This window comes from Halomicrococcus pelagicus, from assembly GCF_050954125.1.
The window spans coordinates 419,961-445,983 of the sequence record NZ_JBPBWC010000002.1 but is presented as its reverse complement, the minus strand read 5'-3'; the positions used below and the strand labels follow the sequence as shown (position 1 = coordinate 445,983).

28 protein-coding genes and 2 tRNA genes are annotated in these 26,023 nt (G+C 65.5%); 12 read left to right on the top strand and 18 right to left on the bottom strand.

Going from position 1 to position 26,023, the window contains the following annotated elements; translation table 11 throughout:
- Positions 1 to 38: 38 nt before the first annotated feature.
- On the top strand, positions 39 to 701 hold the full coding sequence (locus ACRYA2_RS06990) for a DUF7344 domain-containing protein (RefSeq protein WP_433625749.1): 663 nt from the start codon (positions 39 to 41) through the stop codon (positions 699 to 701).
- Positions 702 to 777: 76 nt separating this feature from the next.
- On the top strand, positions 778 to 1,404 hold the full coding sequence (locus ACRYA2_RS06985; protein WP_433625746.1) for a DUF7978 family protein: 627 nt from the start codon (positions 778 to 780) through the stop codon (positions 1,402 to 1,404).
- Positions 1,405 to 1,569: 165 nt separating this feature from the next.
- On the opposite strand, the gene ACRYA2_RS06980 is transcribed toward ACRYA2_RS06985, so the two are convergent.
- A tRNA-Val gene (locus tag ACRYA2_RS06980) sits at positions 1,570 to 1,643 on the bottom strand.
- Between the two features lie 100 nt (positions 1,644 to 1,743).
- Here ACRYA2_RS06980 and ACRYA2_RS06975 point away from each other — a divergent pair.
- Positions 1,744 to 2,124: an SHOCT domain-containing protein gene (locus ACRYA2_RS06975; RefSeq protein ID WP_433625743.1), complete on the top strand. Its 381-nt coding sequence runs from the start codon at positions 1,744 to 1,746 to the stop codon at positions 2,122 to 2,124.
- A 719-nt stretch (positions 2,125 to 2,843) separates the two neighbouring features.
- Here the strand turns inward: ACRYA2_RS06975 and ACRYA2_RS06970 are convergent.
- The 5 genes from ACRYA2_RS06970 to ACRYA2_RS06950 form a co-directional block, all read right to left on the bottom strand.
- The gene (locus tag ACRYA2_RS06970; RefSeq protein ID WP_433625741.1) at positions 2,844 to 3,680 is read right to left on the bottom strand and encodes a DUF2182 domain-containing protein; all 837 of its coding nucleotides are present in this window, start codon (positions 3,678 to 3,680) and stop codon (positions 2,844 to 2,846) included.
- 326 nt (positions 3,681 to 4,006) lie between these two features.
- Positions 4,007 to 5,722: a SulP family inorganic anion transporter gene (locus tag ACRYA2_RS06965; protein WP_433625738.1), complete on the bottom strand. Its 1,716-nt coding sequence runs from the start codon at positions 5,720 to 5,722 to the stop codon at positions 4,007 to 4,009.
- 353 nt (positions 5,723 to 6,075) lie between these two features.
- Positions 6,076 to 6,149, bottom strand: a tRNA-Ile gene (locus ACRYA2_RS06960).
- Positions 6,150 to 6,185: 36 nt separating this feature from the next.
- Entirely contained in the window at positions 6,186 to 6,770 is a 585-nt protein-coding gene (locus ACRYA2_RS06955; RefSeq protein WP_433625735.1) for an FxsA family protein, read from the bottom strand.
- A 71-nt stretch (positions 6,771 to 6,841) separates the two neighbouring features.
- Positions 6,842 to 7,489: an HAD family hydrolase gene (locus tag ACRYA2_RS06950; protein ID WP_433625733.1), complete on the bottom strand. Its 648-nt coding sequence runs from the start codon at positions 7,487 to 7,489 to the stop codon at positions 6,842 to 6,844.
- Positions 7,490 to 7,588: 99 nt separating this feature from the next.
- On the opposite strand from ACRYA2_RS06950, the gene pyrF reads away from it, so the two are divergent.
- Positions 7,589 to 8,434: an orotidine-5'-phosphate decarboxylase gene (gene pyrF / locus ACRYA2_RS06945; protein WP_433625730.1), complete on the top strand. Its 846-nt coding sequence runs from the start codon at positions 7,589 to 7,591 to the stop codon at positions 8,432 to 8,434.
- A 48-nt stretch (positions 8,435 to 8,482) separates the two neighbouring features.
- On the opposite strand, the gene ACRYA2_RS06940 is transcribed toward pyrF, so the two are convergent.
- On the bottom strand, positions 8,483 to 8,707 hold the full coding sequence (locus ACRYA2_RS06940; RefSeq protein ID WP_433625727.1) for a hypothetical protein: 225 nt from the start codon (positions 8,705 to 8,707) through the stop codon (positions 8,483 to 8,485).
- A gap of 201 nt (positions 8,708 to 8,908) precedes the next feature.
- On the opposite strand from ACRYA2_RS06940, the gene ACRYA2_RS06935 reads away from it, so the two are divergent.
- Positions 8,909 to 10,192 carry an aryl-sulfate sulfotransferase gene (locus ACRYA2_RS06935; protein WP_433625724.1) on the top strand — a complete coding sequence of 428 codons (1,284 nt, stop codon included), beginning with the start codon at positions 8,909 to 8,911 and terminating at the stop codon, positions 10,190 to 10,192.
- A gap of 70 nt (positions 10,193 to 10,262) precedes the next feature.
- Here the strand turns inward: ACRYA2_RS06935 and ACRYA2_RS06930 are convergent, their stop codons facing one another.
- The 4 genes from ACRYA2_RS06930 to ACRYA2_RS06915 all read right to left on the bottom strand — a co-directional run bounded on the left by ACRYA2_RS06930 (position 10,263) and on the right by ACRYA2_RS06915 (position 14,819).
- Positions 10,263 to 11,345 (bottom strand): PQQ-dependent sugar dehydrogenase, encoded by a 1,083-nt coding sequence (locus ACRYA2_RS06930; protein ID WP_433625721.1) that lies wholly within the window; start codon positions 11,343 to 11,345, stop codon positions 10,263 to 10,265.
- A gap of 141 nt (positions 11,346 to 11,486) precedes the next feature.
- Positions 11,487 to 12,386 (bottom strand): acyltransferase, encoded by a 900-nt coding sequence (locus tag ACRYA2_RS06925; RefSeq protein ID WP_433625718.1) that lies wholly within the window; start codon positions 12,384 to 12,386, stop codon positions 11,487 to 11,489.
- A 124-nt stretch (positions 12,387 to 12,510) separates the two neighbouring features.
- The gene (locus ACRYA2_RS06920) at positions 12,511 to 14,007 is read right to left on the bottom strand and encodes a heme-binding protein (RefSeq protein WP_433625716.1); all 1,497 of its coding nucleotides are present in this window, start codon (positions 14,005 to 14,007) and stop codon (positions 12,511 to 12,513) included.
- 104 nt (positions 14,008 to 14,111) lie between these two features.
- Positions 14,112 to 14,819 carry a CehA/McbA family metallohydrolase gene (locus ACRYA2_RS06915; protein ID WP_433625713.1) on the bottom strand — a complete coding sequence of 236 codons (708 nt, stop codon included), beginning with the start codon at positions 14,817 to 14,819 and terminating at the stop codon, positions 14,112 to 14,114.
- 56 nt (positions 14,820 to 14,875) lie between these two features.
- Between ACRYA2_RS06915 and ACRYA2_RS06910 the strand changes: the two genes are divergently transcribed.
- Entirely contained in the window at positions 14,876 to 15,832 is a 957-nt protein-coding gene (locus ACRYA2_RS06910) for a diacylglycerol/lipid kinase family protein (RefSeq protein WP_433625710.1), read from the top strand.
- 22 nt (positions 15,833 to 15,854) lie between these two features.
- Here ACRYA2_RS06910 and pstB read toward each other — a convergent pair whose 3' ends face one another.
- From pstB to ACRYA2_RS06890, 4 genes are read right to left on the bottom strand one after another with little or no spacing between them, the layout of a single operon-like run.
- The gene (gene pstB / locus ACRYA2_RS06905) at positions 15,855 to 16,757 is read right to left on the bottom strand and encodes a phosphate ABC transporter ATP-binding protein PstB (RefSeq protein ID WP_433625708.1); all 903 of its coding nucleotides are present in this window, start codon (positions 16,755 to 16,757) and stop codon (positions 15,855 to 15,857) included.
- Positions 16,754 to 18,361, bottom strand: a complete 1,608-nt coding sequence (pstA, locus tag ACRYA2_RS06900; protein ID WP_433625705.1) for a phosphate ABC transporter permease PstA — start codon at positions 18,359 to 18,361, stop codon at positions 16,754 to 16,756. The genes pstB and pstA overlap by 4 nt, the downstream gene beginning before the upstream one ends.
- Positions 18,358 to 19,434 (bottom strand): phosphate ABC transporter permease subunit PstC, encoded by a 1,077-nt coding sequence (gene pstC, locus ACRYA2_RS06895; RefSeq protein WP_433625702.1) that lies wholly within the window; start codon positions 19,432 to 19,434, stop codon positions 18,358 to 18,360. The genes pstA and pstC overlap by 4 nt, the downstream gene beginning before the upstream one ends.
- Positions 19,434 to 20,540: a PstS family phosphate ABC transporter substrate-binding protein gene (locus tag ACRYA2_RS06890; RefSeq protein ID WP_433625699.1), complete on the bottom strand. Its 1,107-nt coding sequence runs from the start codon at positions 20,538 to 20,540 to the stop codon at positions 19,434 to 19,436. Before ACRYA2_RS06890 ends, pstC begins: the two co-directional genes overlap by 1 nt.
- A gap of 270 nt (positions 20,541 to 20,810) precedes the next feature.
- On the opposite strand from ACRYA2_RS06890, the gene ACRYA2_RS06885 reads away from it, so the two are divergent.
- Positions 20,811 to 21,806 (top strand): PhoU domain-containing protein, encoded by a 996-nt coding sequence (locus tag ACRYA2_RS06885; RefSeq protein ID WP_433625697.1) that lies wholly within the window; start codon positions 20,811 to 20,813, stop codon positions 21,804 to 21,806.
- A 16-nt stretch (positions 21,807 to 21,822) separates the two neighbouring features.
- Here the strand turns inward: ACRYA2_RS06885 and ACRYA2_RS06880 are convergent, their stop codons facing one another.
- Entirely contained in the window at positions 21,823 to 22,497 is a 675-nt protein-coding gene (locus ACRYA2_RS06880; RefSeq protein ID WP_433625694.1) for a class I SAM-dependent methyltransferase, read from the bottom strand.
- A gap of 81 nt (positions 22,498 to 22,578) precedes the next feature.
- On the opposite strand from ACRYA2_RS06880, the gene ACRYA2_RS06875 reads away from it, so the two are divergent.
- Positions 22,579 to 22,749, top strand: coding sequence for a hypothetical protein (locus tag ACRYA2_RS06875; RefSeq protein WP_433625691.1), 171 nt, complete (start codon positions 22,579 to 22,581; stop codon positions 22,747 to 22,749).
- A 32-nt stretch (positions 22,750 to 22,781) separates the two neighbouring features.
- Here the strand turns inward: ACRYA2_RS06875 and ACRYA2_RS06870 are convergent, their stop codons facing one another.
- Positions 22,782 to 23,519, bottom strand: a complete 738-nt coding sequence (locus tag ACRYA2_RS06870) for an SDR family NAD(P)-dependent oxidoreductase (protein WP_433625688.1) — start codon at positions 23,517 to 23,519, stop codon at positions 22,782 to 22,784.
- 27 nt (positions 23,520 to 23,546) lie between these two features.
- Positions 23,547 to 23,960 (bottom strand): UPF0146 family protein, encoded by a 414-nt coding sequence (locus tag ACRYA2_RS06865; protein WP_433625686.1) that lies wholly within the window; start codon positions 23,958 to 23,960, stop codon positions 23,547 to 23,549.
- Positions 23,961 to 23,999: 39 nt separating this feature from the next.
- Here ACRYA2_RS06865 and ACRYA2_RS06860 point away from each other — a divergent pair, with 39 nt between their 5' ends.
- The 4 genes from ACRYA2_RS06860 to ACRYA2_RS06845 all read left to right on the top strand — a co-directional run bounded on the left by ACRYA2_RS06860 (position 24,000) and on the right by ACRYA2_RS06845 (position 25,984).
- Complete coding sequence (locus ACRYA2_RS06860; RefSeq protein WP_433625684.1) at positions 24,000 to 24,521, top strand: archaemetzincin family Zn-dependent metalloprotease; 522 nt, start codon at positions 24,000 to 24,002, stop codon at positions 24,519 to 24,521.
- A gap of 182 nt (positions 24,522 to 24,703) precedes the next feature.
- The gene (locus tag ACRYA2_RS06855) at positions 24,704 to 25,198 is read left to right on the top strand and encodes an Lrp/AsnC family transcriptional regulator (RefSeq protein ID WP_433625682.1); all 495 of its coding nucleotides are present in this window, start codon (positions 24,704 to 24,706) and stop codon (positions 25,196 to 25,198) included.
- Between the two features lie 175 nt (positions 25,199 to 25,373).
- Positions 25,374 to 25,739 carry a DUF7344 domain-containing protein gene (locus ACRYA2_RS06850; RefSeq protein ID WP_433625679.1) on the top strand — a complete coding sequence of 122 codons (366 nt, stop codon included), beginning with the start codon at positions 25,374 to 25,376 and terminating at the stop codon, positions 25,737 to 25,739.
- A gap of 86 nt (positions 25,740 to 25,825) precedes the next feature.
- Entirely contained in the window at positions 25,826 to 25,984 is a 159-nt protein-coding gene (locus tag ACRYA2_RS06845) for a hypothetical protein (protein WP_433625676.1), read from the top strand.
- Positions 25,985 to 26,023 lie beyond the last annotated feature (39 nt).

The following is a 26,023-nucleotide window of genomic DNA, read 5'->3' as shown; positions in this document are numbered from 1 at the left end:
GAATCCATGCTGGGTTACGAGCTTGGGGTGGCATAGTAATGAGTACTATCGGCGACTCCTCCGGTACAGACGGCAACGACCGAGGCGAAACAGACGGGGACGAATCAGGGATGGCCGGCCGCGTCCCCGATATCCTCGACTCAGACGCATCGAAAGAACGTGACGACCCTCTCTCGCGAGACATGGTGTTCGACGTCCTGAAGAACCAGCGACGTCGGTACGCGCTCCACTACCTGAAGCAGATCGACGGAACGGTCCAGTTGAGCGACCTCGCCGAGCAGGTCGCGGCGTGGGAGAACGACACCGCCGTCGACACGATATCGGCCGCGGAACGCAAGCGAGTCTACACCGCTCTCTACCAGTCTCATCTTCCGAAGCTCGACGACGCTGGCATCGTCGACTACAATCAGAATCGTGGCATCGTCGAACTCTCGACGGCGGCCGAACAGATCGACCCCTATCTCGAGATGGATGCCCGTGACGACATCACCTGGTGCAAGCGGTACCTCGCGCTGGCCGGGGCCGGTTCCGTCGCCGTCGCGGCGTCGTCGTTCGGAATCCCACCGTTCGGCGGACTGGCGGACCTCTCTCTCGCCGTTCTCGTCGTCGTCGCCTTCGCACTGGTGGCCATCGCGCACACGGTGGACGCCCGGAACGCGCCGACGACGGGCGAGCAATCTCCCGCTATCGAGGGCGAATAGCGGTCGGCGCTCTTCTGGACCGCTTCTGTATCCGATCGTACAGAAAACATTTGTGTCACGTTGGCGTACTCGCGTCATGGCACTCGACCGCGACGCGTTCCGGTCCCCGCTCCTCTTGACCGGCGTCGTCGGCATCGTCGCGTACCTCCTCGGGTATCTCCTCTCGTTCCTCTGGACCGGCGGCGCGGTCTGGGGGGCGCTGGCGGACGTCGAACTCGCGAGCACCGCCGAAATCGACGACCTCGCCGCGTACCTCGGCACGAATGGCGTCGTCGTTCCCGCCTGGAAGGGCGCGGGCTGGCTGTTCTACAGCGCTCACTTCGTTCCGTTCTCCACGGAGACGGTCGAGGGGTCGGTGAACCTCATCGCCGCGGCCAAGCCGGCGTACGAACTCCTCTATCTCGTGCCGCCGGTCCTCCTCGTCGGAGCGGGCGCGCTGGCGGCCCACGTATCCGACGGCCGCACCATCTGGCACTCGGCCTCCGTCGGAGCGCTCGTCTTCCTCGGCTACCTGCCGCTCTCGCTCGCCGGGACGCTGGCGTTCTCGGTCGGCGTCGACGCGACGCTCGTCCACCCGAGGTACTTCCCCGCGGCCGCCGTCGCCGGCGTCGCCTACCCCGTCGTCTTCGGGAGCATCGGCGGCGCACTCGGCCACGAACTGCGCAAGCGACGCGCGACGCGGGAGTCCGGCGTGACCGGATAGCAGTTAGGACGGCGTTCTCGAACGCACAAGTCCCCTACAAGCGACTGCGGGAAGCGGTAGGCCGTGCGACCGTCCTCCGAGGGACAGCGTACTCCCGGCGAACCGCTCCGTTCCCGAGTCGAACCCGTCGGAAGGGATTCGCTCGTCACGTTGCGCCGTGAGAAATGGGTTCGGGCGGGTTCGAACCACCGATCTCGGCCTTGTAAAGGCCGCGTCATGACCAACTAGACCACGAACCCGTACACGGAAGAAACCGCTCGGCAGGAATAACGTTTACTTTCTCCCTCGGCCCCGCGAGACGTGACAGGATTTTTAGGACCGGTGAGCGAGCTATCCCGCATGAACGACGCGCTCGCATCGCTGCTGGAGGAAGCGCCGGCCATCACCGTCTTCCTCGTGCTCGGAATCGGGCTCGTGGCGCTGTTCACCGGCCAGCCCTGGTGGTGGATGGTGTTCCCCGTCGGGTTCGCTGTCGTGTTACCGTTGGTGGCCATCCTCAGCGATACGTTCGTACCGGACGCCGACGCGGCGAACGAGGGCGAGAGCAACGAGCGAGACGAACGGGAAGAGACGCAGGACGCCCTCGACACACTCCGAAACCGCTACGCTCGCGGCGAAATCGACGAAGCGGAGTTCGAGCGTCGGGTCGAGCGCCTGCTTGAGAACGAGACGGTCGACGACATAGAAGCCCGACGAGAGCGCGAACGGTCGTCGAACTGACCCCACGGCAGTGGTCGAAACGGGCTGTCCTCCTCCCTCTTCGACCGCCGGGTGACTATCGTCTACCGACATCGTCGCGCTCTGATACGCCCCGCCGGACGAGCGACGCTCAATGTGCCGTCGCTCCTTTCGGACGGTACCTGCAGCGCGTTCCCGACGTAGTCTAAATCAAAACCGCTGGACGAGAACCGATTATGAGAGTTTTCCGCTTCAATCGCGGCGTCGAACAGGGTTCATAATCGGCCCGAACGCCCGGTAATAGACCGTGAAGAAGGAGTGAAATTCGAACTAGGAACTTGTACCGGTGGCGGAGAACATCGGCTGAAATAGCCCATACGGCGGGCAAGACGCAGTATACGAAGAATCGTGCCGGTCGAGTGCGAGCGACTCGCCGCCGAGATAGCACGTCTCGTTCTTCATAATCGGTTTCCGTCCGGCGATTACGAAGATTCGGACTCCCCGATTCCTGGAACGAGTGTCCCCATCGAAACCCACAGACGCAACCGCATTCACTGACATCGAATCGGTTCCCCACTCGCTTCGCAGTCGCTTTTCGTGCGCTCTCGCTCCATACTCCGGTCTCGAACGTACCCACGGTACTCCCTCCGGACAAAACGGCCGATTATGAACCGTGACTGACCTCCACTCGTGACAGAATACAGCCGTTCGACGCACGAGCGACCGTCGCCCCGATTAGCACGATTTTCGCGTCGGGACCGCTACGCAAGCACGGAGAGGAGCACCGCTACACCACCGATACCGAAGAGCACTCCGATGGCTTCAGCCAGACGTTCGCCACGACGGGCGAGCAGTTCGGCGGACAGCAGGACGGTGATTGCAGCCATCCAGAGCAGATTCATCGACCCGACGACGACCACGAGGGCCATGAGCGCCCAGCAACATCCAACGCTGGAGGCGCCGAGACGCACCGCAAAGCGTACCGTGCTTCGGACGTCAGAACCCGTATCAGCGATATCGAACGGTGCTCGGCAGTGCTCTAAGTGGTGGCGTTTGTAGGTCGAAAGTTGATATGTCGCGACCACTACCAAAGACACGCCGAACAGAAGGTGCCAGCTGCGGGATGCGACGCCGGAAATCGGTACGACGATGTTGAGGGCGAGCGAAGCTACTCCCGTGAGCAGCCAGACGAGCGAAAATATTCCCGTTACGGCCGCGGTTCGCGACATCTTCGTCGAAATCGGCGCCTTCCCCAACGATCGATAGTAAGCACGGAACGCCGGTGCTGCAGAGGGAAACATCATCGCGGTCATCATCACCCCCCAGACGAGCAGATAGAGCCCGATACCCACGGCGCCGTGCGCCAGCGCCATCGCCTCCGGGATTCCCGGACTCGACATCGCCGCACCCATCTCCGGGCCGGGCATCGGAAGTGAACGGGTAACCAGCATCACCCACGCAACGAGCGCCAGCAGGTAGGTGATCAAAGTGACGGGATGTCGTTGATCGTCGACCAAATTTCGTGTCGCGCTCGTGAATTCCATCTGATTGTCTGTTCGAATCGGGATTCGTTCGGTGACGGAGCGGTTCTCGTTCACTCGGGCGACCGTCGCGTCCTCCCGACCGAGGTGCGTACGGTACCGAGAACTGCCGCTCCACGTCTCTTCTACGAGTAGCTGTACGCTACCGGACCGCATAAACCTACTCTGGGACGACCGTGTACGGCAGCGAAAGGGAAACGTCGCCGTCGCACAGTACGGACTATTATCGGATATCTATCCTCTTTCGGGTCATCCGTCTACAGATAAGCAAGGCGAGTGCCTCGGGGTCGTTCGAGAGAGCTTCGCTCTCTCGTGATGACGAGACGCCGTTGGCGTCTCGAACCACGTGCCCCGCGGCGGTTCACCTCGGCTGGAGAGCCGAATTAGGGTGATTGCTCCGCTCTCCAGCGGTCGATGGCGTCGGCGACCGATTCCTCGGTCTTTACGCCGCCCGCGTTCGCCGCGAGTCCCGTCGTTTCGAACATTTGCACGATGTCGGACTCCGCCCCGGCAAAACGCAGGTCGATGCCGCGAGATTCGAGTTTCTGCTGGAGTTCCTCCAGCATCTGCGCGGCCCCGAAGTCGACCGTCGGCGACGACGTGAGATCGACGACGACCAGTTCGACGTCGGAGTCGCGCTTCGAGAGACGGTCGAGGAGGTCGGTACGAACCGTCTCTGCGTTGGCGTAGAACAGTTCGGCTTCGACGCGGTAGACGAACACGCCCGCGATGGGCGTCGCCGCCGGGTACAGGTCGAGAGCGACGAACTGGTCCGTTTCGGCGATCTGACCGAGTTCGTGTGTCGCTGGACTACTAACTCGAGAAATCGCGACCAGCAACGAGAGGACGACGCCGACGAAGACGCCCCAGAGCATCCCGACTGCGAGAACCCCGAGTAAGGCCGCCATCGCGATGGCGAATTCGCTCTTGCTCACGCGATACAGTTCACGGAGCGCCGCCGTGTCGATGAGGTCTTTGACGGCGACGATGACGACGGCGGCGAGGACCGTTTCCGGGAGATTCGTGAACACGCCGGTCAGAAAGAGAAGGACGACGACGAGAACGAGCGCGACCACGGCGTTCGTGAGTTGTGTCTTGCCGCCGACGGCATCGTTGAGCGCCGACCGTGACATACTGCCGCCGACGGCGAATCCGCCACCGAAACCAGCAGCGAGGTTGGCGACGCCATCGGCCAACAGTTCCTGATTCGCATCGGTTCGGTACTTGTGGCGTCGTGCAAACGTCTGGACTGCGCCGATGCCTTGCACGTACGAAAGCAAGAACAGCGCGACGGCGACGGGGACGAGAGCACTCAGCGTCGAGATATCGGGAATCGCCGGAACCGTCAGCGAGGGCAGGCCACTCGGAATCGACCCGACGATGTCGACGCCACGGGCTTCCAGATTCGTCACCGACACGAGCACGATGGCGAGGCTGACGACGACGAGCGCGTTCGGGGCGCGCGGCAGTAATCGCTCACCGACGACGAGCAACACTATACCTGCGACGCCGACGGCCAGCGTCTCGGGATTCGTCTCACCGAGATGTGTCGCGATATACCACGTTCGCTGGTAGAAGGCGCCCGTCGCACCTTCGATGCCGAACAGTTTCCCGAGTTGCGTCGACATGATGTACAACGCCGCTCCGGCGGAAAACCCCGTGAGTACCGACCCCGAGATGAAGTGGACGAGGAAACCCAACCGGAACGCCCACGCGACGATTGCGGCGACACCGACGAGAAGCGTCGTCACTACCACCAGCGACGGATACGCAGCGGCGTTCCCGGCAGCGACTGACCCGACGCCACTCGCGAGCAGAATCGCCAGCGCCGAGGTCGGTCCTACGATGACTTGCCGAGAGGTACCGAAAAATAGGTAGACGCTGACGGCCATCAACCCAGCGTACAAGCCCGTCTGCGGTGGCAGGTTCGCCAGTGACGCGTACGCCAACCCCTCGGGAATGACCGCTGCCGCGACGGTGATCCCCGCGACGACGTCCGGACGGAGCCACGACGTGTCGTACTGTGGAAACCACTCTAGCACCGGGAGGAACGACGAGAACCGTCGGCTGCTTCGTTTTTCGCGGCGGTCGGTTGACATCGGAACTCACTCACCGCGACAACCGTCCGAGGAATAAAATCGAACGATTGTTTTTCGCCTGCTTTCGTCGTATCCTCTCGTATCCCTGCCCCGAAGAGCCTCACCGTCGATTACCGGCGTCGTCCGAAACTCGTGGACGTCGTTTTCGAGCACGCGTCGACCACACGTTGGAGGCTCGCTCACGGCCGCCGTCTCTGGTCATCTGCGTTGTCTGCCTGCGTGGGTCCGTTCGGTCGTCGACCGGACGCTCCCCGAGACGGCGGCCGTCGGTCTCCCTCGAAACCGGGAATGGCTACCTTTGAAGTGGGTGAACCTGTGGTTCCGTATCGGATAGTAAGCGCGTGGAAAACGGATGGGCCAACGCGGATTTGAACCGCGAACCTCCCGGTTATCAGCCGAGCGCTCAACCTGATTGAGCTATTGGCCCGCAGTGAGCGCATTCAGTGGTTGCCACTTGCTACTGTTAAGGGTTTCCTTTTTTCTCGTCACCGTCGTCGAAGTCGACGTCGTAGGCGTCGTCGTCCACCCGATAGGTGTCGTCGTCGCTGGCGTCGCCCGCGCTCCCGGCTCCGCCGGTCCCCGGACCGAACCCGCCGGAGTCGCTCCCCGAGCCGCCCAGGTCGCCGGGGTTCGGGAATCCGAAGGTGTAGACGTTGCCCGAGGCGAACCCGCCGGTCTGCTTGTCGACGTAGGGTACGATGACCCACTTCTTGGCGGCGACGCGGAAGACGTATCGCGTCGGCGGGAGCGTGAACAGGAACCCCAGGGCGTCGGTGACGAGGCCGGGGGTGAGCAGGAACGCGCCGGCGACGAGCAGGAATCCGCCGTCGATGATGCGGTCGGTCGGAATCTCGCCCTGAGCGAGTTCCGCCTGCAGTTCGCGGATGGTGTGGCGTCCCTCCGCGCGGACGAGCAGCGTTCCGACGAGCGCGGTCAACACGACGAGCGCGACGGTGACCTCCCAGCCGACCATCCCCGCGACGAACACGAGCAAGAGCCCGTCGACGAGCGGGATGAGCAGCAAGAGCGCCAGCAGCCGTTTCCACATGTCCGGACGTAGTGGTTCCGGCTGTAAACGCTTTTCTCCCTGCCCGCGACGGAGAAATCGAGGCGGTCGACCTACAGCAGTTCGGGCAGGCGTTCGGGGAGGTCCTCGCGCTCGACGTGGGCGTCGGCCGCCGGATGGGGGTCGGGACCGCCGTCGAACACGACCTGGACGACGTACATCCCGGCGGATTTCGCGCCGCGGACGTCGTGGTCGGGGTGGTCGCCGACGTAGACGGCCTCCGAGGGGTCGACGTCGAGGGCGTCGAGCACCGCCGCGAACGCGCGTTCGTCGGGCTTGCCGGCGTCGAGTTCGCCGGTGACGACGGCGACGTCGAAGCTGTCCTCCCAGCCGAGTTCGGCGATCTTCCCGCGCTGGGCGACGACCGGTCCGTTCGTCAGCAGGCCGACGCGATACCGCTCGCGGAGGTCGGCGAGCATCCCGGCCGCGCCCGGCACCGGTTCGAGCGCGTCGAGGATGGCCTCGCGGTACGCGTCGGCGACGTCCTCGGCGGTGACGTCGTCGTCTCCGGAGAGGAGGTCGTCGAATATCGGTTCCCGCGTCTCGCTGACTAGGTGCCGGGAGTGGGCGTCGAGGTAGTCCTCGCGGGCGAGCGCAGGCGCGTCTGCGGCGTCCGTCGCCTCGTCGAGCAGCCGGTCCCGTGGGCGCTCGGTCACGGCGAGTGTCGAGTCGAGGTCGAAGGCAACTGCAGACGGTACCATTCGTCGACTCTTGGAACTGGCGGACCTTTAGGGTACTGAAACCGACGACGCGGGGACCGCGTTCGACAGAGCCATGTCCTCTCACGAAAACCGACTGATATGAACTTCTTCGACCGGCTCGCCGACCGCATCGCGGCGACCGACAGCATCGTCTCGGTGGGGCTGGACGCCGACCGCGACCGGATTCCGGACCACCTCGAAGCGCATGACATGCCTCAGTGGGCGTTCAACCGCCGCATCATCGACGCCACCCACGAGCACGCGGCGGCGTACAAGCCCAACGCGGCGTTCTACGAGCATTCGGACGGCTGGGCCGCGCTGGAGGAGACCGTGGCGTACGCCCACGGAAAGGACGTTCCGGTCGTCCTCGACGCCAAGCGTGCCGACATCGGCAACACGACCCGGAAGTACGCGGAACTGCTGGAGACGGCCGACGCCATCACGGTCAACCCCTACATGGGCCGGGACTCGCTGGAGCCGTTCCTATCGCGTGAGGAGGCGGGCGTGTTCGTCCTCTGTCGCACCTCCAACTCGGGCGCGGCCGACCTGCAGGAGCTCGAACTCGCCTCCGGCGAACCGCTGTACGAGCGTGTCGCGTCGCTGGCCGACCTCTGGAACGCGAACGACAACGTCGGCCTCGTGGTCGGCGCGACTTCGCCGGACGAACTCGAAGCGATACGCGAGCAGGTGCCCGACCTCCCCTTCCTCGTCCCGGGCGTCGGCGCGCAGGGCGGCGACGCCGAGGCGGCGGCGACGCACGCCCTCGCGGACGGCGCGGGACTGGTCAACTCCTCGCGGGGCATCATCTTCGCCGGGGAGGAGAGCGAGGCCCACAGCGCCTCCGGAAGCCGAGCCGCGGAGTCGCGGGACGCAGGCGAGGAGTTCGCCGCCGCCGCGGGCCAGGCCGCGAAGCGACTCAAACGGCAGCTGAACCAGTATCGCTGAGCCGACGGTCGGGCCGAGCGCTCGACGCCCACACGGGGATGCACCCCCTCAGAGCTGGTGCGTGCTGTCGTCGGTGTCCGGCGGCGTCACGTCCTCCGCACCCGGTCCGGACGGTCGCTCCTTCTCGACGTCGCCGCCCAGCTCCGCGACGCACTCGACACAGAAGCCGCTGTCGCGGCTCCAGTGCTCGTCGCAGACCAGCTTTCCGCACCGGTCGCAGTCGTGCGTCGCCTCGCGCGATTCGCAGATCTGGCACAGGCCACTGACGCTCATGACTCGGCGTTCGGTGGCGAGCGGTTTCAGTCTGCGGGTAGAATCCGGTCCGTCGGTCGGCGCGCACCACTGGTCGCTCGGCGGAAATCCGCCGTCGGTGTCGCCTTCTCGACCTGTCCGAGCGTGGCCGCGGTGACGACCCCACCCGAGGCGTTGCGCTCCCATCGGCAGGTTTAGAACCGTCGTGGACAAGTGGACGATATGAACCGTCCCCGCGTCCGATACCTCGCCGCGGCGTTCGTCGTCCTCGCCGCGGTCCTCGGAATCCAGGCATTGACGGCCGACCAGGAGGTGAAGGCCGAGACGGTCGCGGAGGGACCGTACGAGGGCCACACGCTCATCAGCGTCCAGAGCTACAAGCTGAACGGTCGGCTCATCGAAGTGAACACCTCGACGAACGACGTCGTCTGGGAGTACGACCCGCCGAACTCCCGGGTGTTCGACGCCGAACAACTCGAAAACGGGAACGTACTCGTCGCGGTGACGACGAAACTCCCGCCCTCGAAGTGCCCCGAGGAGCACCTCCAGGTCGCCTCGAAGCAGTGCATCCAGGCGAAGGTGCTCGAACTCGACTACCCGAGCAAGGAGGTCGTCTGGAACTACTCGTGGTACGACGAGTACATCACCCACCACGAGGTCCACGACGTCGACCGCCTGTCGAACGGCGAGACCGCCATCATCGACATGGGCAACGACCGCGCGTTCACCGTGAACCAGCAGGGCGAGATAACGTGGGAGTGGCAGGCCGAGAACCACCTCGCCGAGGGTACCGAGTTCCACCGGAAGTACGGCGGCCCGCCGGACCCCGGCGGTGAGAAGGACTGGACCCACATGAACGACATCGACAAGCTGAAAGACGGTAACTTCCAGATATCGGTCCGGAACTTCGACGTGGTCATCGAGGTGAGCCCGAAGACGAACGAGATAGTCGACGTGGTCGGCCGACCGGGCAACCACACCGTGATGAACGAGCAGCACAACCCCGACCGCCTTGAGGGGTCGGACCACCTGCTCGTCGCCGACAGCCAGAACGACCGCGTGGTCGAGTTGAACGCCACGACGGGCGACGTCGTCTGGAAGTACGGCGGCAAGAGCCTGCTCCACTGGCCGCGGGACGCCGACCGCCTGCCGAACGGCAACACGCTCATCACGGACACGTTCAACAACCGCGTCGTCGAGATAAACCCCGACGGCGAGGTGGTCTGGCGCTACGAGGGCGTGATGATGCCCTACTCGGCCGACCGGATGACCGTTCCCGAGAACTCCACCAACACGGTGCCGGCGACGAAGTTCGACAGCCACTTCCGCGACCCGAACGCCGCGACGGGCATGCTCCAGCAGGCAGAGGCGTACGCGGCGTTCGTCTTCCCGGGGTGGGTCCGCCTGCCGGAACTCGTGACCATGGCCGCCATGGTCGTGGTCGCCCTCTGGCTGCTCGGCGAACTCGCGGTCGGCGCGTACCGCGACTACGCGAGCGAGGAGTAGCCCAGCTCTCGATTGACGACGGTGCGCGGTCGACCGCCCGGACGCCCGGGCGACCGCACGCGGAGACGCCTCACGCGGGCTGGAGCCGGAGTACGCGGTCGTCCTGCGGTGCCGGTGGCCCGCTGCGCCCGTCCTGGTTGCTGGTCGTCACGTAGAGGTGTCCCTCCGGACCGGTGAACGCCGTCCGGAGGCGACCGTAATCGCCCACCAGCAGGCGCTCCTGCTCGACGACGCTCTGCCCGTCGAGGCCGACCCGGTGGAGGTGGGTGCCCGCGAGCGCGCCGAAGAAGAGGTCGCCCTGCCACTCCTCGATGGGACCGCGGTAGATGGTCGCGCTGGCCGGGGCGATGGTCGGCGTGTACGTCGCGATGGGGTCGACGTAGTCGTCGCCCTCCACGCCCATCTCCCCCGGCCAGCCGTAGTTACCGCCGACTTCGAGGACGTTGACTTCGTCGTCGTGGTCCGGCCCGTGCTCCGTCTGGAACGACGTGCCGTCCCGGAACGCCAGCCCCTGCGGATTGCGATGGCCGTAGGTGAACACCGCGTTCCCGAAGGGGTTGTCCGGATGCGGCGCTCCGTCGAGCGTGAGCCGGAGGACCTTCCCCGCGAGCGACGACTTCTTCTGGGCGAGGTCGCCGTCGCCCGCGTCGCCGGTCGTCACGTACAGCGCGTCGCCGTCGACGGCGAGCCGGCCGCCGTCGTGAATCGACGCGCCGGGAATCCCGTCGAGGACCACGCCGTCCGGCGCGAACTCGTCGTTCACTCGGTGACGGACGACCCGATTGCGCAGTCCGTCGGCGGCCTCGTACGTCTGGTAGGTGAACGCGACATCCGGGTCCTCGGGATGGAAGATGAGGCCGAGCAGGCCGCCCTCGCCGCGGCTCGCGACGGTGTCGGTGAAGTCCGCGAACACCTCGGTGGTGTTCTGGCGGATGCGCTGGACGCGCCCCGGACGCTCGGTAAGATAGAGGTCGCCGTCGGGGCCGAACGCCGCCCCCCAGGGGACCTCCAGGTGCATGGCGACCGTCTTGACGCGCACCCCCGGTCCCCGCTCCATCGTCGTGGTCTTCGACGAACTGCCAGACGTCTCGACGCAACCTGCGAGTCCCGCGAGTCCGAGCGACAGCGACCGGAGGTACGTGCGGCGTCGCATGCTCGTTTTCAGACGCTCCCGGGAGAAAAACGTAGGGATTCGCCCGCATTCGCGCCTCGCTACCGGGTTCGGTTTCCGGTGACTGGATGTTTCGACCGGGCGTAGACTCGTCCGCTCGGCGACGGTTCCGGGGACGGTCGGCTACTTCGGCGGCTGGAGGTCGCGCTGGAACTCGTCGAACACGTCGAAGTCGTCGTCGAGTTCGTACTCGATGCGACGGTCCTCCTTCCGGGAGACGTTGGCGTCCTCCAGCGGGTCGGCCGCGTCCTCCCAGCCCGGTTTCACCTTCACGCTCTTTGCGGGCTGGCCGACCGCGATGTGGTGGGCGGGAACGTCCTTGGGGACGACCGACTTCGCGCCGACGATGGCGTTCTCGCCGACTTTCACGCCCGCGCGAATCATCGAGTCGTAGGTGAGGCGGGCGTCGTCCTCGACGATGGTGTGGTAGTTCTCCACCCGCGTCTGGTCGACGACGTCGTGGTCGTGACTGTAGACGTGGACGCCGTCCGAGATGGACACCCGGTCGCCGATGGTGAGTCGACCGCGGTCGTCGAGGTGAACGTCGTCGTGGACGACGGTGTTGTCGCCGACGGAGATGTTGTGCCCGTAGGTGAACGTGATGCCCTTGAAGAAGCGGCAGCCGTCCCCGCACTCCTCGAAGAGGTGCTTGGCGAGCATCCGGCGGAACCGGAGCGCGAACTCGACGTTGTCGGCCATCGGCGTGGCGTCGAACTGCCGCCAGAGCCACTGGAGGTGTTTCGATTCCCGAAACTTCTCCTCGTCCTTCTCGGCGTAGTACTCGCTCTCCAGCGTGGAGTTGCAGGGGTCGTACCCCTGGAGACGGACCCGCTCGGCGTTCGAGACCGGCTCGCCGTTCTGCCAGGCCTCGTAGGCCTCTCGGTCGCCGTAGAGGTCGACGAGAACGTCCTCGACCACCGCGCAGGTGTCTTCCTCGCCGGCGAGTCGCTCGTCCACCTCGTCGATGAAGCCGCGCAATCCCGCCTCGGCGGACTCCGGGAGAGTGACGTGTCGCTTTGTCATTATGAGATCACCGTCGGTTGGTTACTGACGATTGGCTTCCCGACGGCATGGGGGTTTTGGTTCCGGCGGTGAGTGCTGAAACTCCGCGGCGCGCGACGCTGGGCCGCACGTCGACCGAACCCACCTACGCCAGGAACACGTGCCGCGGTCGGTCGGCGAGCACGTCCCGGCCCCAGTCGACCGTGTCGCTGAACTCGTCGCTCCGGAAGAACTCCATCGCGTCCTCCTTCGAGGCCCACTGGCTGGCGATGAACATGTCGTTCTCGTCCTCGTGGTTGGCCAGCAGTTCGGTGTCGTGGTGGCCGTCCATCTCCTCGAGCAGTCCGCCGACGGTCTCGAACTTCTCGACGAACTCCTCGCGGCGGTCGGGTTCGACCGTGTAGAACATCCCCATCGTGCCGAAGCCGCTCTCCTCTCCGGCGCGCGCGACGATGCCGGGGAGGTCCGCGAGGAAGCCGCCCGCGGTCTCCGCAGCGGACATCGTGTCCCAGATGCTCACGACCGCCGAGCGCTCCTCGCCCTCGTAGACGGCGGTCTTGACGTGCGTGTCGTAGTGCTCGAAGTTCCCCCGCAGCCCCTCGACCTCCTCGTACAGGTCGACGGCGTCGACCTCGGAGTAGAGGACCATCGCGTACACGTCCTCGCCGTGGGGACGGCCGGCGTAGATGTCCAGGTCGGACAGTTCGTCGCGGATGCTCTCGGACCGGCTCGCGTCGTCACTCTCTCCGTGGCCGCCGTGGTGGTCACCGCCGCCGCCGTGACCGCCTTCGCCGTGGTGGCCCCCTTCGCCGTGGTGGTGTCCGCTCCCGCCGTGGCCGTGGGCCGACTCGTCCTCGGGCGTCGGCACCTCGTCGCCGGCCATGAACGCCGGGAGGTCCTCCGGCGGGAACCGCCGACCGAAGTAGAAGGGGCCGAACTCGCCGTAGCGCGAACTCGCCTCGTCGAAGCGCATCTCGTAGAGCAGGTCCTTGATGTGCGTCGGGTCGTTGCTGAACAGGTCGACGCCCCACTCGTAGTCGTCCATGCCGATGGAGCCGGTGATTATCTGGGTCACCTGGCCGGCGTACCCCTTGCCGATTTCGCCGTGGCTGTCCATCATCTCCGCGCGCTCCTCGAAGTCGAGGTCGTACCAGTTGGCGTCCGGCAGGCGGTGTTTGTTCATCGGGTAGAAACAGACGAACTCGCTGTCCGGGATGTCGGGGTAGAGCTTGCTCTCGACGTAGCGCGCCAGCCCCGTGTCCTCGATGTCCTCGGGGTCTTTGACCATCTCCTCGGAGTTGTACCCCCCGACCTCCGTGACGGAGACGTAGGAGTTCGAGCGCTCGGTGAAGTCCGCGAACGTCGTCCGTTCGAACGCTCGCTCGGCGGTGTCGAGGTCGCTCATCTCCGGTCGGAAGTGGACGACGAGGACGTCCGCCTCGTGACCCATGACGGAGAACACGGCCGAGGAGCCGTCTTCGGCGTCGGTGATGTCCTCGTGGGCTCGCAGGAACTCGACGCCGTCGTCGAGCGCGTTCTCGCGGACGCGGTCGGGCGCGTCGCGCCAGGCGTCCCAGTCGACGGTCCGGAAGTCGTGGAGCGAGTACCAGCCCTCGCTGGTCTTCGGCGGTTCTTTCGGCATACGGGGAGGTTAGCAGCGCCCGACCAAGGACCTTTTGAGTCCGTCGCGTCGCCGTGGGCAAGGTCCTGGACCGGTGAGTCGGCGCGCGCCAGACCCTCGTCGACCTACTCGCCCTCCGCCGTCGGCGGTTCGCCGACGCCGGGCGACTCCTCGTCCGGTCGGTGGAGGTTCTCCTTCCCCCTGTGGATGCGCCGGTACGCTCGCCGGACGAGCTGGTCGGCGGTCTCGTACCTGACCCGCGCGTCGACCCGGCCGTCACGGATGGCGTCGACGACGCTCTCGGGCGTGAGTTCGTCCGCGTCGACGCGCGTGTAGGCGCGACCGACCTCTACGGGGTAGTGCGTATCGCTGCCGCCGACCAGCGGGAGGTCGTGGCGGTCGGCGAGCGCGCGGACCCACTCCTCGGTCCGGGGATGCTTGCCGTTCACCTCGATGGCGTCGAACTCCGCGTCGACGTCCCGGACCGTGCTGTTGCGATACGGGTGGGCGATGATGGCGGCGCAGTCGCGGTCGTGGGCGAGTTCGACCGTCTCGGTCGGCGTCAGCGTCCCCGGTTCGAGTCGGGTCGGCGGATCCGGTCCGACCACCAGGACGTGGCCCTTCGTCGTCGATATCTCGATGCCGGGAACGGCGGGTACCGCGCCGCCACGGAACAGGCGATGGTAGTCGTGGTTCGTCACCGCGATGGCGTCGAGATCGCGGTAGTCGGCCATGCGCGCGACCATGCGGAAACCGAGGGGATCGAACAGTTGAGCAGCCGTCTCGTGGCCGTGGAAGAACCGGGAGTGGACGTGTAAATCGATATTGAACACGATTGGATTACGAGGCCGACAGGACTTTGCCTTTTCCGCCGGAACAGGTAGAAGAGATGGACGAGGCCGACACCTCGGGCGATTTCTCCACGGTCGACGGGACGATCGAAGACGAGCGCGCGCTCGTGTTCAACCCCGTCAGCGGCGACAGCGGCCACGGTGACCAGGTCCGCGAACTCGCCGCCGAACACGGTTTCACCGTCCTCGAAACCGAGCGCGAGGGGGAGGCCGTCGACTTCTCGCGCCGGGCGGCCGAGGGCGGGGCCTCGATGGTCGTGGCGGCAGGCGGTGACGGAACGGTGAACGAGGTCGTTCACGGTCTCAACCTCGCGGACGCGTTCGACTCGGTGACCTTCGGCGTCGTCCCCACCGGAACCGGGAACAACTTCGCCGGCAACGTCGGTATCACGGGCATCGAACACGCCTTCGAGATGCTCGAAGACGGCGAACGCCGCCGTATCGACGTCGGTACCGCCGACGGACGGACGTTCGTCAACTCCTGCGTCGGCGGCCTGACCGCGGCCGCCAGCGGCGAGACCGACTCCGAGCAGAAGGAGCGTCTCGGCGTGCTCGCCTACGTCGTCGAGACGCTCCGGCTGATGTCCGACTTCGAGGGACTGAAACTCCGCGTCGAGGCGGGCACGAACGCGGCGGAGTCGTGGTCCGGTCACGCCCTGTTCGTGCTCGTCGGGAACGGCCGGCGCTTCCCGGCGGAGGGTCGCACCCAGGCGAACATGGAGGACGGCCAACTCGAGGTGACCATCATCGAGAAGATGCCGGCCAAAAACCTTCTCAGCGAGACCACCGCCCACCGGCTGTTCGGCAGCGAGACCGAGCACGTCACCAGCCTGAAAGCGCCCCGGCTCGACATCGCCGCGGAGGACGACGAACCGGTCCAGTTCAGCCTCGACGGCGAGATGGGTGCCTGGAAGGAGTTGACGCTCGGCGTGCGTTCGCGCGTCCTGGAACTCCCCGTCGGTCCGAAGTACGAACCGGTGCCGGACGGCGACTGACGACGCGCGAACGGGGTGTGCGTCACCCGAACTTGCCGGTGATGTAGTCCTCGACGCGCTGGCTGTTGGGGTTCTCGAAGATCTGGTCGGTGTCGCCGTACTCGACGAGTTCGCCGCCGGTGAGGAAGACGGCGGTCTGGTCGCTGATGCGGGCGGCCTGCTGCATGTTGTGGGTGACGACGACGACGGTGTACTCGTCGGCGAGTTCTTCGATGAGTTCTTCGATTTTGGCGGTGGCGATAGGGTCGAGCGCGCTGGCGGGCTCGTCCATCAGGATGACCTCGGGGTCGACCGCCAGACACCGCGCGATGCAGAGCCGCTGTTGCTGACCGCCAGACAACCCCAGCGCGTTGTCGTCCAGCCGGTCTTCCACCTCCTCCCAGAGCGCGGCGTTGCGAAGCGACCGTTCGACGAGCGCGTCGGCTTCGTCGTCGTTGGCGTTGCCGAGCAGGCGCGCGAGCAGGCCGGTGTCGATGTCGCCGTGCTTGCGCGGACCGTACGTGATGTTGTCCCGGATGGATTTCGGGAACGGATTTGGCGACTGGAACACCATCCCCACCCGTTTGCGCAACTCGACGAGGTTGACGCCGTCCTGATAGATCTCCTCGCCGTCGAGGGTCACCGAGCCGTCGACCTCCGCCGCGTCGATGCGGTCGTTCATCCGGTTGAGACACCGCAGATACGTCGACTTCCCGCAGCCCGACGGCCCGATGAGCGCGGTGACGCTCTCCTCGGGGATGTCCATCGAGACGCCCTTCAGCGCGTGGTCGTCGCCGTAGTGGACGTCCAGGTCCTCGACCGCTATCTTGGGGTCGCCCCGGAACTCGTAGTCCGTCCACGACTCCTGCATCTCCTCCTCGCTCTCGCCGCTGGTCGTCGTCTGCTCGGGCTGTTCGTCTCTCATCTGAGTCTGGGTTTCACTCATTGTCGTAGTTTCCTCCTGAAGTAGATACGGGTCGTCACGCCGACGACATAGAACGTTAGCACGACGAGCAGGAGCACGAACGCCGCGCCCCACGCCTGCGTCAGGCTCTCCGTGTTAATGAGCGCGTACACCTTGTAGGGGAGGGCGAGCGCGCTCTGCATCAGCGCTTCGTTCGTCACGAACGGCGGCGCGAGCGAGAACTCGAACGAGCCGAGGACGTTCGGAGCCGGCGCGCGCAGTCCGCCGGCCATCACGAGGATGAGCGGTGCCGTCTCGCCGGCGATGCGGCCGACACCGAGGATGACGCCGGTGATGACGCCGGGCATCGCTGCCGGGAGCACGACGCTCCGGATGGTCTCCCACTGCGAGACGCCGAGCGCCGCGCTCGCGTCGCGGTACTCGTCGGGGACCGTCTTGATGGCCTCCCGACTCGTGATGAGCACGAGCGGCAGCAGCATGAATCCGAGCACGAGTATGCCGGCGACGAGCGACGTGGAGTTGCCGAGCCGGGGGACGAGAAACGCGTAGCCGAACAGGCCGTAGACGATGCTCGGCGTGCTCCAGAGGCCGTTCGTCGCTATCTCGACGACGCGCGTGAATCCGCCCTGTTCAGCGTACTCGGTGAGGAAGACGGCCGCGCCGACGCCGAGCGGCACCGCGAACGCCACGGCGCCTGCGACGACCCAGAACGTCCCCACGACAGCCGCGAAGATGCCGTTGACCTCGTCGGGCGAGAGCGTGTAGCCCGTCATCGTGAACGGCCAGTGGAACCGGATGCCGGGCGCTTCGATGACGACGTACTGGTCGAAGAAGGGCAGGTCGATCCAGAAGACGGGTGCCGTGAACAGTCCGAACTCGATACCGCGGGTCGCCGGTGCCCAGCCCTTGTCGAAGACGAACGAGATGACGAGCAGGAGGACGCCGAGCATCCCGAGGGCGTTGAGGCTGACGAGCATGTACGCACCCGTCTGGCGTCCCTGGGTGCCAAACCCGTCGTAGGCCTTTGCCGCCGACCACGCGGTGACGAGACCGACGAACACGGCGAGAACGGGAATGGCGATGTCACCGCCGATGCCGACGGCGAACCCCTCGGGCGACCACCGCCACGAGGGCGTGATTACGTCGCCGAGCACGACGACACCGACGAGCAGCGCGAGCGCGGCCGCCGGAACCGTCGACCCGAGATCCTCGCGCGGTAGCACCGTCGCCACCGCCGTCGCGGCACCGCCGACCAGCGCGACCGCGAGCCAGCCGAGAAGGCCGAATCCCAGGGTCTGCGATGCGAAGAGGCCGGCCGCCGCGGTCCCGACGAGGCCGAACAGGCCGCCGGTGACGAGGCCGGCCGAGCGGTCGGGCGACGTGTCGAACAGCCCCGCGTAGGACGCGACGCCGAGCACGCCGACGCCGACGCCGACCATGGCGAAGACGAGGCCGAACAGGTCGAACAGGGCGACGCCGGCCAGTTTGCCCGTCGGGTTCGTCCAGCGGAACAGCGTCGTCAGCCCGAGCATCACGGTGAGGATGCTAACGCCGGCGACCGTCGCGCTGATGGCCTCGTTCGTGGACGACTCCTCTGCTGCAACGGCGTCGGTTCCGTAGCTCATTCGTTACCTCCCAGCTTCTGTTCCATCCGCCGCTCGATGACCTGCGAGACGACGCTCAGAACGAGCACGGTGACGAACAGCACGACCCCGGCCGCGAACAGTGCCGACATCTGCATGCTGCTCGCGTTCCCGTACTGGCTCGCGATGAGACCGGTGAGCGTCTCCGTGTTGCCGAACACGTCGTATATCGGGTCCGGAAGCTCCATTGCGTGCCCGATGATGATGGTCGCGGCCATCGTCTCGCCGATGGCGCGGCCGATGCCGAGCAAGACTGCGGCCGAGATGCCGGACATCGACGCAGGGAGCGTGACGCTCTTGACCGTTTGCCAGTCCGTCGCGCCGAGCGCCAGCGACCCGCTCTTCATCGGCGACGGCACGCTGGAGATGGCGTCCTCGGCGACGGAGACGACCGTCGGGAGCGCCATCAGTCCGATGACACTGCCGACGGCGAAGAGGCTCCCATACGTTGGGAGCGCAAGTTCGTTCATCAGGTAATCGTTGAGGAGCGTGTAGCCGATGAGTCCGTACACGACGGACGGTATTCCGGCGAGCGTCTCCACGCTCGGCTTCAGTATCTCACGGGCCCACCCCGGCGCCAGTTCACTGATGAACAGCGCGCCGGCGACGCCGAGCGGCGCGGCGATGAGCGTGGCAATGAACGTCGTCATCAGCGTCCCCCAGACGGCTGGGACGAGCGAGTAGACGGGGTTCTCCGAACTGGCCGACCACATCGGCTCCTCGGTCCGAAACAGGATGTCCGGTCCCATCAGCTTGAACGCGGGAATCGACTTCGCGACGAGATACAGCGTGATGAGGCCGAGGATGAGTATCGTCGAGACGGTCATCAGGAACGTCAGGAACTTCGCCGTCGCCGCCTGGTCGGCCGCCCAGCCGTAGACGACGACGACGCCGAACGCGACCAGCGGGAACGCTGTGAACCGCGGAGCGACGAGAAATGCCAGCAGTGCAGCGACTACGGCGACCGTCCCGAGTCCCGAGATGGCTCGTCCGGTCCGACCCATCCCCTCGAAGGACCGGCGAATCGACTCCACACCGGCGGTGCTCCCCGCCATTACTGTTCGGGGTCGGGGAGCTTGTCGAGTTGGTTCTGCTGGCGTTTCTTCGTGAGTTTGGAGTAGTCTTCGGCCGCGACGAAGTTCTTCTGTCCGTAATCAGATATTATCGACCGGAGGAAGGCGGCCTCCTTCTTCGACGTATCTTTCCACGTGTAGCAGTGGAGGTCACGCGACAGGGGGTAGTTCTTCTCGGCGAGGTTCTTGCCGGGTTCGTACACCTTACCGTCGAAGGACAGCTTGATCGGTTTGACGTCGCCGCTGACGAACGCCAGCGCCATGTACGCGATGGCGTTGTTGGACCGCTCGACGAGCGTCTTGACCTTCTGGTTTTGCCCCTTGCGCACGTCGACACCGGGCATCTTGGCGTTCGGGCCGCTGAGCATGTTCGACCGGAATGCCGTGTCGGTGCCCGACCCGACGGCACGGCCGACCGCCTGAATCTCCTTCTCCGGGCCGTTGTACGACGGAATCTGCGACCACTTCGTGATTTCGCCCTTGTAGATCTTCCGCACCTGCTCGGCGGTGAGCTTCTTCACGCCCGCCTCGTAAATCGCCTTGCTGACGACGATAGGCTGGGCGTCCACGCCGACGACGTGGTTCTGGAACTTCTTCAGCTTCGACTCGCTCGCGTCCGACAGTTCGTCCTTCACCGGCGCGCTAGCGTTGGCGATGTCAACCTGTCCCTTCATCAGCTTCTCCAGCCCCGTTCCGGAGTGGCTGAGACCGACGGTGACGTTGAACGGCGGACCGTTGTCCTGGGTCTCGAATCCGTACTTGCTCGCCCAGTAGTCGGCGTAGCTCTTCTCGGTGTCGTAGCCGTACTTGCTAGGCTGCCAGTAGTCCTCGTCACCCGCGGGCCGGTTGGCCTTCCAGACGGACGCGGCCTTGCTGACGATGGGATAGACGGTTGAGGAGCCGCCGGCGCTAAGCGACGATACTCCGCCGTCGCCGCTTCCGCCTTCCGTGTTTCCGGAATCGCTGCCGGAGTCCCCACCCTCGCCACCTGCGGGTTTCGGACTAGTGCTGATACAACCAGCGAGCGACGCCGTCGCCGCACCGCTCGCGAGCAGTACCGTACGACGGTCGACAGGGGTTTCTCGCATTACCACCTGCTTGCCGAAGAACGAGTAAATACCCTTCTATTATTTCTATATAGATGTCCATAGACAAACGAAATTCATCGACGGGCGGACGGCACGGAGCTGTCGAACCGGAAAACAAGCGTCCAAGAGTGCGTTACCCTGCGGGAAGTTTCCCGAGTAAAAACGGGAGAGTATCTTCATATATTCCGGAAATTTTCCCAAGAATCCGCTCGGCCCGACGAGTATATAGATAGGGTTACTTTTATTGTCGGGGGGTCACCACTCACGACCATGGAAACGCGGAAAGTGCAGGTGACGGGGGGTTCCACGTACACGGTCTCGATTCCGAAATCCTGGGCGAACGAGAACGGCATCGAAGCCGGAAGCAAGGTCGAGTTCCACCCGGAGGGCGATTCGATGCTGCTGTCGCCCGAGTCCGCCAACGACACCATCGAGGGCACGTTCGACATCACGGGACTGGAAGGAGCGAACCTCACTCGAACGGTCTTCACGCTCTACGTCAGCGGGTTCGACGTCATCAGCCTCGAAACGCCCAGAATCAACGCCGACCAGCGCCGCGTCATCCGCGACGCCACCCAGGGACTCGTCGGCCTGGAGGTCATCGAGGAGACGGGCGACCGGGTCGTGCTCCAGGACCTGCTCGACTCCTCGGAGCTGTCGATTCACAACGCCGTCACCCGCATCCGCCTCGTCGCGCTGACGATGCTGGAGGACGCCCTGACCGCCCTGGTGGAGAACGACGACGAACTCGCCAACGACGTCATCGAGCGCGACGACGACGTCGACCGCCTCTGGTTCATGGTGGCGCGCGTGTTCCGCTCCGCACTCCGGAACCCCAGCGCCGCCGCCGACATCGGCGTCCCCCGGGAGACGTGTTTCGACTTCCACTCCAGCGCCCGACAGCTAGAGCGCATCGCCGACCACGCGGCCAAGATAGCCCAGTTGTCGCTCGACCTGGAGGAGATTCCCGAGGAGGTCGCCGACGCGCTCTGGGAACTCCACGACGACTCGACGGAGGTCGTCGACATGGCGATGGACGCGCTGTTCGAGGACGACGGCCCCGAGGCGACCGAACTGGCGAACGACGCCCGCGAGCGCGTGCGGGGCATCGACGAGCACAACCGCCACGTCAGCGACCTCATCCGCGACCTCGACGCCCAGCAGTCCCAGCTACTGCGGCTCGTCGTCGACTCCCTGTCCCGGTGTGCGGACTACGGCGGTAACGTCGCCGAGACCGCGATGCAGAAAGCGGCCCCGCGTCCCTGACCTCGCTCCGCGACCGTCAGGGAAGCCGTCCACCCGTTATCCTGACAACTCCGAGAACGTGTTCGCTGTCCGCGACCGCGACCGACCGTTCGGAGAGCGCGCGCCGCGCCGCGGCGACGCGGTCGTCCAGCACCGCCCACGGCGGTTCCTCGAACCCCGAGCGGCCGCCGGGCGTCGAGGCCAGCACGAGACCGCGGAACGCCTGATTCACCGGCCACGCGTACGGGCGACCGCTCTGGCCCGCGTCGAGCAGGGCGACGTTGCCGCCGGGCCGAACCGCGTCCGCCCACTGGTTCACGGCCGCGCCGGGGTCGTCCAGCATCCCGACGACGAACGTCGCCAGCACCGCGTCGACCCGCTCGCGAGGCTCGAACGCGGCGGCGTCCGCCCGCACGAGGTGGACGTTCCGCCAGCCCTCGCGCTCGACGCGGTCGCGGGCCTGCGCGAGCATCCCCGCCGTGAAGTCGACGCCGACCACCCGGCCGGCGGGCCCGACGCGTTCGCGCAGGTGCGGGAAGTTCGCGCCCGTGCCACAGCCCATCTCGACGACGGTGTCGCCCGGCGAGAGTTCGAGCCGGTCGACCGCGACGTCTCGCAGGCGCGCGAGGCCGGGCGTCGCCGACGCCAGCAGGTCGTAGAGCCTCGCCCACCGGCCGTAGAACCGCTGGGCGGCGGTCGTCCCCTGAGACACGCCCGGACCTACGGCGCACGGCTCAAAAAAGGCCGGGGCGCGAGGGGACGAATTGATTTCGTCCGAGCCCCTATCGCGACCGTGAGCAACGATTGCACCTACTGCGGCAGCGACGTGACGGCCCACGACCCCGTGTTCGTCGCGGAGGGCGTCGACGAGCGCCAACCCGTCGGGCGGTTCTGTAACTACGCCTGTCTGACAGCGTACGTCGACGAGGAGGAGCTGACGAGCGGCGCCTGCTGTCGCATCTGACGCGTCGAGCGCGTGCGAGCGGGCCGCGACGCCTACACCGTCTCCGGGAGCCACCCGCCGTCGACCTTCACGTTCGCGCCGCTGAGGTAGTCGCTGTCCTCCTCCAGGAAGAACCGGACGGCCTGCGAGACGTCGTCGAACGTCGCCGGCCGGCCCCGCGGCAGCTCCTCGGGGAACACGTCGGAGTTCTCGACGACGTAGGGCGAGACGGCGTTGACCGTGATACCGTCCCGGTCCGTGTCGGCGGCGAGCATCCGGGTGAACATCAGCACGCCCGCCTTGGCGACGAAGTACGGCGCGTTCTTCGGTGCGACCAGCCCCTTCTCGGAGCTGGCGTAGCCGACGTTGACGATGCGGCCGAACCCCTGCTCGCGCATCGCCGGCAGCGCGCGCTTCGAACAGAGGTAGGTGGCGTTGACGTTCCCCTGGATGACGGCGTTCCACCGCTCGAACGACATCTCCTCCCAGTGCTCGGGCGCGAACGGGCCGACGTTGTTCACCAGCACGTCGACGCTCCCCAGGTCGGCCTCGACGGCCGAGAAGAGCGCGTCCACGTCGTCCGGGTCGGTCACGTCGCCCTGCACGACGGCGGCCGCGGTTCCGCGATTACGTGCCGCGTCGGCGACGTTGCGGGCGGCCGCCTCGCTGTTCCGGTAGTGGACCGCCACGTCCGCGCCGCAGTCCGCGAGCGACAGCAGCAGTTCGCGACCGACGCCCGCGGCGCTGCCGGTGACCAGTGCGACTCGACCGGAGAGGTCCGGTTCTATCATGACCGGTGGTTCGGGCGCCCGGGTAAACTACCTTGGCGACTCGTCCCGCGGCCCCCGCTCCCCCGCCCAGAACAGCGTCTCGCCGGGAATCGTCTCGCGTCGAACCGGGACCGCGGGCTGTTCGGCCCCGAGCGTCGTGAACGCGAGGACGGCGTCGTGCCGGCGCGCCACCGCGAGTGCGGGCCGGTGCAGTTCCGGCGGGAGGTTCAGCGCGTACAGCGCGTCGGCGGCCTCGTAGACGTCCGGCGAGGGGTCGGTCACGTCGTCGACGACGAACCGGACGCCCTCGGGCACCTCGCGCGGAACCACGTCGGTCGCGGTCACCGCGACCCGGTCTGCGAGCGCCTCGGCTACGTCAGGTCGATTACCTATTCCGACCTCGACGACCCGTCCGAACTCTGCCAGTCGTGCGACGAGAGCGTCTCGGGTGGCGGGCTTCACGGCGGGATGTTTATGGGGTGCCCGGCCATAGACGTTGCCATGCTGATTGACATCGTCCCCGTGGGGGACGTGACGGGACGGGTCAAGCGGGAAGCCTCTGCCGCGCTGCGGTCCGTCTATGATTGCGACGTGACAGTTCACGAACGACAGGAGATTCCGGTCGGTTCGCACGATTCGAACCGCGACCAGTACCGCGCGGAGGACTTCATCGAACTCGCCGGTCGCGTCGGTACCGGCGACAAGAACATCGCCATCACGCCCCGCGACCTGTTCTACCGCCGCCGCAACTACGTCTTCGGCCTCGCCTACCTTGACGGCGCCGGCAGCGTCATCTCGACCTATCGCCTCCAGACCTCCTCCGACGGTGGCATCACGACCAAGTCCGCCGGCGAGGTGTTCTCCGACCGCGTCCGCAAGGAGGTCGTCCACGAGATCGGCCACACCATGGGGCTCGAACACTGCGACAACTCCCGCTGCGTGATGAACTTCTCGCCGACCGTCCGCGAGGTGGACGTGAAGGAGGAGAACCTCTGCGGTTCCTGCCAGCGCCAGGTGCTCTGAGTTCCGGTCGTCCGGCGACGTTCCTCGACGAGGGATTAGAACCGAGATCCTGTCGAAATCCTCGGCTAACGGTCGGATTCGAAGCGGTGAGTACGGAGTACGCGTTTGGCGCCGTTGAACGGAGCTACTGGGGGATGTAGGTCGTGCCGGGAACCTATCAGTGTGGCTCCCGGAGAATCGGTATGGACGAACTGGACAACGTGGACCGAGGTATCCTGCACGAACTCCAGATCGATGCGCGGAACCGAACCGCACAAGAGATTGCCGACAAGGTCGATGTCTCCGCCAGCACTGTTCGGAATCGAATCGAAGGACTCGAAGCCGATGGAGTTATCGAAGGCTACCATCCGAAAATCGACTACGAGAAGGCGAACCTCCCGCTCCAGGTCATGTTCGTCTGTTCGGCACCACCGACGGAACGGGCGGAGATAGTCGAACAGATACTCGACATTCGTGGTGTAGTGGACGTTCGGGAAACGTTGACCGGTCATCGGAACCTCTTCGTCGAGGCCGTCGGAACGAACACTGCCGATACTGTCCGCATCACCGACGCTATGCACGATATTGGCCTCTCTATCGAGAGTTCAGAGATTCTGCGCCAGCGCCGGGTGCAACCGTTCAATCACTTCTTCTTCACAGACCCGTACGACGGACAGGATACTGACCGAGACGAGTGAGATTCGTTGCTAGTCGCTTACTGGATGTGGAATCCGAACTCCAGCGGAACGAAATACGGGGACGTACACCCGCCGCTGTGGCAACCGCAAACGAAGGGTCGGAAACTGCGAAATGTGTTATGGGTAATACATCTGCCAAACAACACCTTTCCCTCCCGAGGCTCTCCAGTTACGTATGGCAAATCGATTCTCGGGAACGGACCCGTCGGAGTTCGACGTGGGTGGCGACCAGCGAGACGAACTCTTCGACGTGCTGTCCAATCCACGCCGTCGATTTATACTTTACCTCCTCCAGACCGCTGAAATGCCGGTTTCGGTGGGTGAACTGACGACGGAACTCACAGCGTGGGAGTCCCAACGACAGGTACCCGACTACTCGGCCGACGATAGGGCCGCCATCGAAATTCCCCTCGAGCACAATCACCTTCCGAAGATGGCCGAAGCAGGGCTCATCGATTACGACGATACCCAGCAGCAGGTGACGCTCGCGGACCGAACTGACGAGGTACGGGCACACCTCCAGACGATGGCGAGTGACTGACTCTGGTTACGACTGTGCAGTTCATCGTCAGGTGGGCGAGGTCGGTCGGTAGGCGGTTCCGGGATGCTGAGGACCAGGAGGAATCGGTGAACGACACAGAGACGACGCTGCAGGACGAGTCACGGTCGTCGCTGTTTCACTGTCCGGACTGCAAGGCGGTCTACATCGATACGGACAAAAACACCTGTTCGACCTGCAATACGACCGTCGAGCGAGTTCCATCAACGCTGACCGAAACGGTGTAGTCCCGTACCGAGCGGTATGCCTTTCGTCTACACGTATCA

Excerpts from the sequence above, each read along its gene's own strand:
- ACRYA2_RS06990 (WP_433625749.1), top strand. The coding sequence starts at position 39 with ATGAGTACTATCGGCGACTCCTCCGGTACAGACGGCAACGACCGAGGC.
- ACRYA2_RS06985 (WP_433625746.1), top strand. The coding sequence starts at position 778 with ATGGCACTCGACCGCGACGCGTTCCGGTCCCCGCTCCTCTTGACCGGC.
- ACRYA2_RS06975 (WP_433625743.1), top strand. The coding sequence starts at position 1,744 with ATGAACGACGCGCTCGCATCGCTGCTGGAGGAAGCGCCGGCCATCACC.
- ACRYA2_RS06965 (WP_433625738.1), bottom strand. The coding sequence starts at position 5,722 with ATGTCAACCGACCGCCGCGAAAAACGAAGCAGCCGACGGTTCTCGTCG.
- ACRYA2_RS06955 (WP_433625735.1), bottom strand. The coding sequence starts at position 6,770 with ATGTGGAAACGGCTGCTGGCGCTCTTGCTGCTCATCCCGCTCGTCGAC.
- ACRYA2_RS06950 (WP_433625733.1), bottom strand. The coding sequence starts at position 7,489 with ATGGTACCGTCTGCAGTTGCCTTCGACCTCGACTCGACACTCGCCGTG.
- pyrF (WP_433625730.1), top strand. The coding sequence starts at position 7,589 with ATGAACTTCTTCGACCGGCTCGCCGACCGCATCGCGGCGACCGACAGC.
- ACRYA2_RS06940 (WP_433625727.1), bottom strand. The coding sequence starts at position 8,707 with ATGAGCGTCAGTGGCCTGTGCCAGATCTGCGAATCGCGCGAGGCGACG.
- ACRYA2_RS06935 (WP_433625724.1), top strand. The coding sequence starts at position 8,909 with ATGAACCGTCCCCGCGTCCGATACCTCGCCGCGGCGTTCGTCGTCCTC.
- ACRYA2_RS06930 (WP_433625721.1), bottom strand. The coding sequence starts at position 11,345 with ATGCGACGCCGCACGTACCTCCGGTCGCTGTCGCTCGGACTCGCGGGA.
- ACRYA2_RS06925 (WP_433625718.1), bottom strand. The coding sequence starts at position 12,386 with ATGACAAAGCGACACGTCACTCTCCCGGAGTCCGCCGAGGCGGGATTG.
- ACRYA2_RS06920 (WP_433625716.1), bottom strand. The coding sequence starts at position 14,007 with ATGCCGAAAGAACCGCCGAAGACCAGCGAGGGCTGGTACTCGCTCCAC.
- ACRYA2_RS06910 (WP_433625710.1), top strand. The coding sequence starts at position 14,876 with ATGGACGAGGCCGACACCTCGGGCGATTTCTCCACGGTCGACGGGACG.
- pstB (WP_433625708.1), bottom strand. The coding sequence starts at position 16,757 with ATGAGTGAAACCCAGACTCAGATGAGAGACGAACAGCCCGAGCAGACG.
- pstA (WP_433625705.1), bottom strand. The coding sequence starts at position 18,361 with ATGAGCTACGGAACCGACGCCGTTGCAGCAGAGGAGTCGTCCACGAAC.
- pstC (WP_433625702.1), bottom strand. The coding sequence starts at position 19,434 with ATGGCGGGGAGCACCGCCGGTGTGGAGTCGATTCGCCGGTCCTTCGAG.
- ACRYA2_RS06890 (WP_433625699.1), bottom strand. The coding sequence starts at position 20,540 with ATGCGAGAAACCCCTGTCGACCGTCGTACGGTACTGCTCGCGAGCGGT.
- ACRYA2_RS06885 (WP_433625697.1), top strand. The coding sequence starts at position 20,811 with ATGGAAACGCGGAAAGTGCAGGTGACGGGGGGTTCCACGTACACGGTC.
- ACRYA2_RS06870 (WP_433625688.1), bottom strand. The coding sequence starts at position 23,519 with ATGATAGAACCGGACCTCTCCGGTCGAGTCGCACTGGTCACCGGCAGC.
- ACRYA2_RS06860 (WP_433625684.1), top strand. The coding sequence starts at position 24,000 with ATGCTGATTGACATCGTCCCCGTGGGGGACGTGACGGGACGGGTCAAG.
- ACRYA2_RS06855 (WP_433625682.1), top strand. The coding sequence starts at position 24,704 with ATGGACGAACTGGACAACGTGGACCGAGGTATCCTGCACGAACTCCAG.
- ACRYA2_RS06850 (WP_433625679.1), top strand. The coding sequence starts at position 25,374 with ATGGCAAATCGATTCTCGGGAACGGACCCGTCGGAGTTCGACGTGGGT.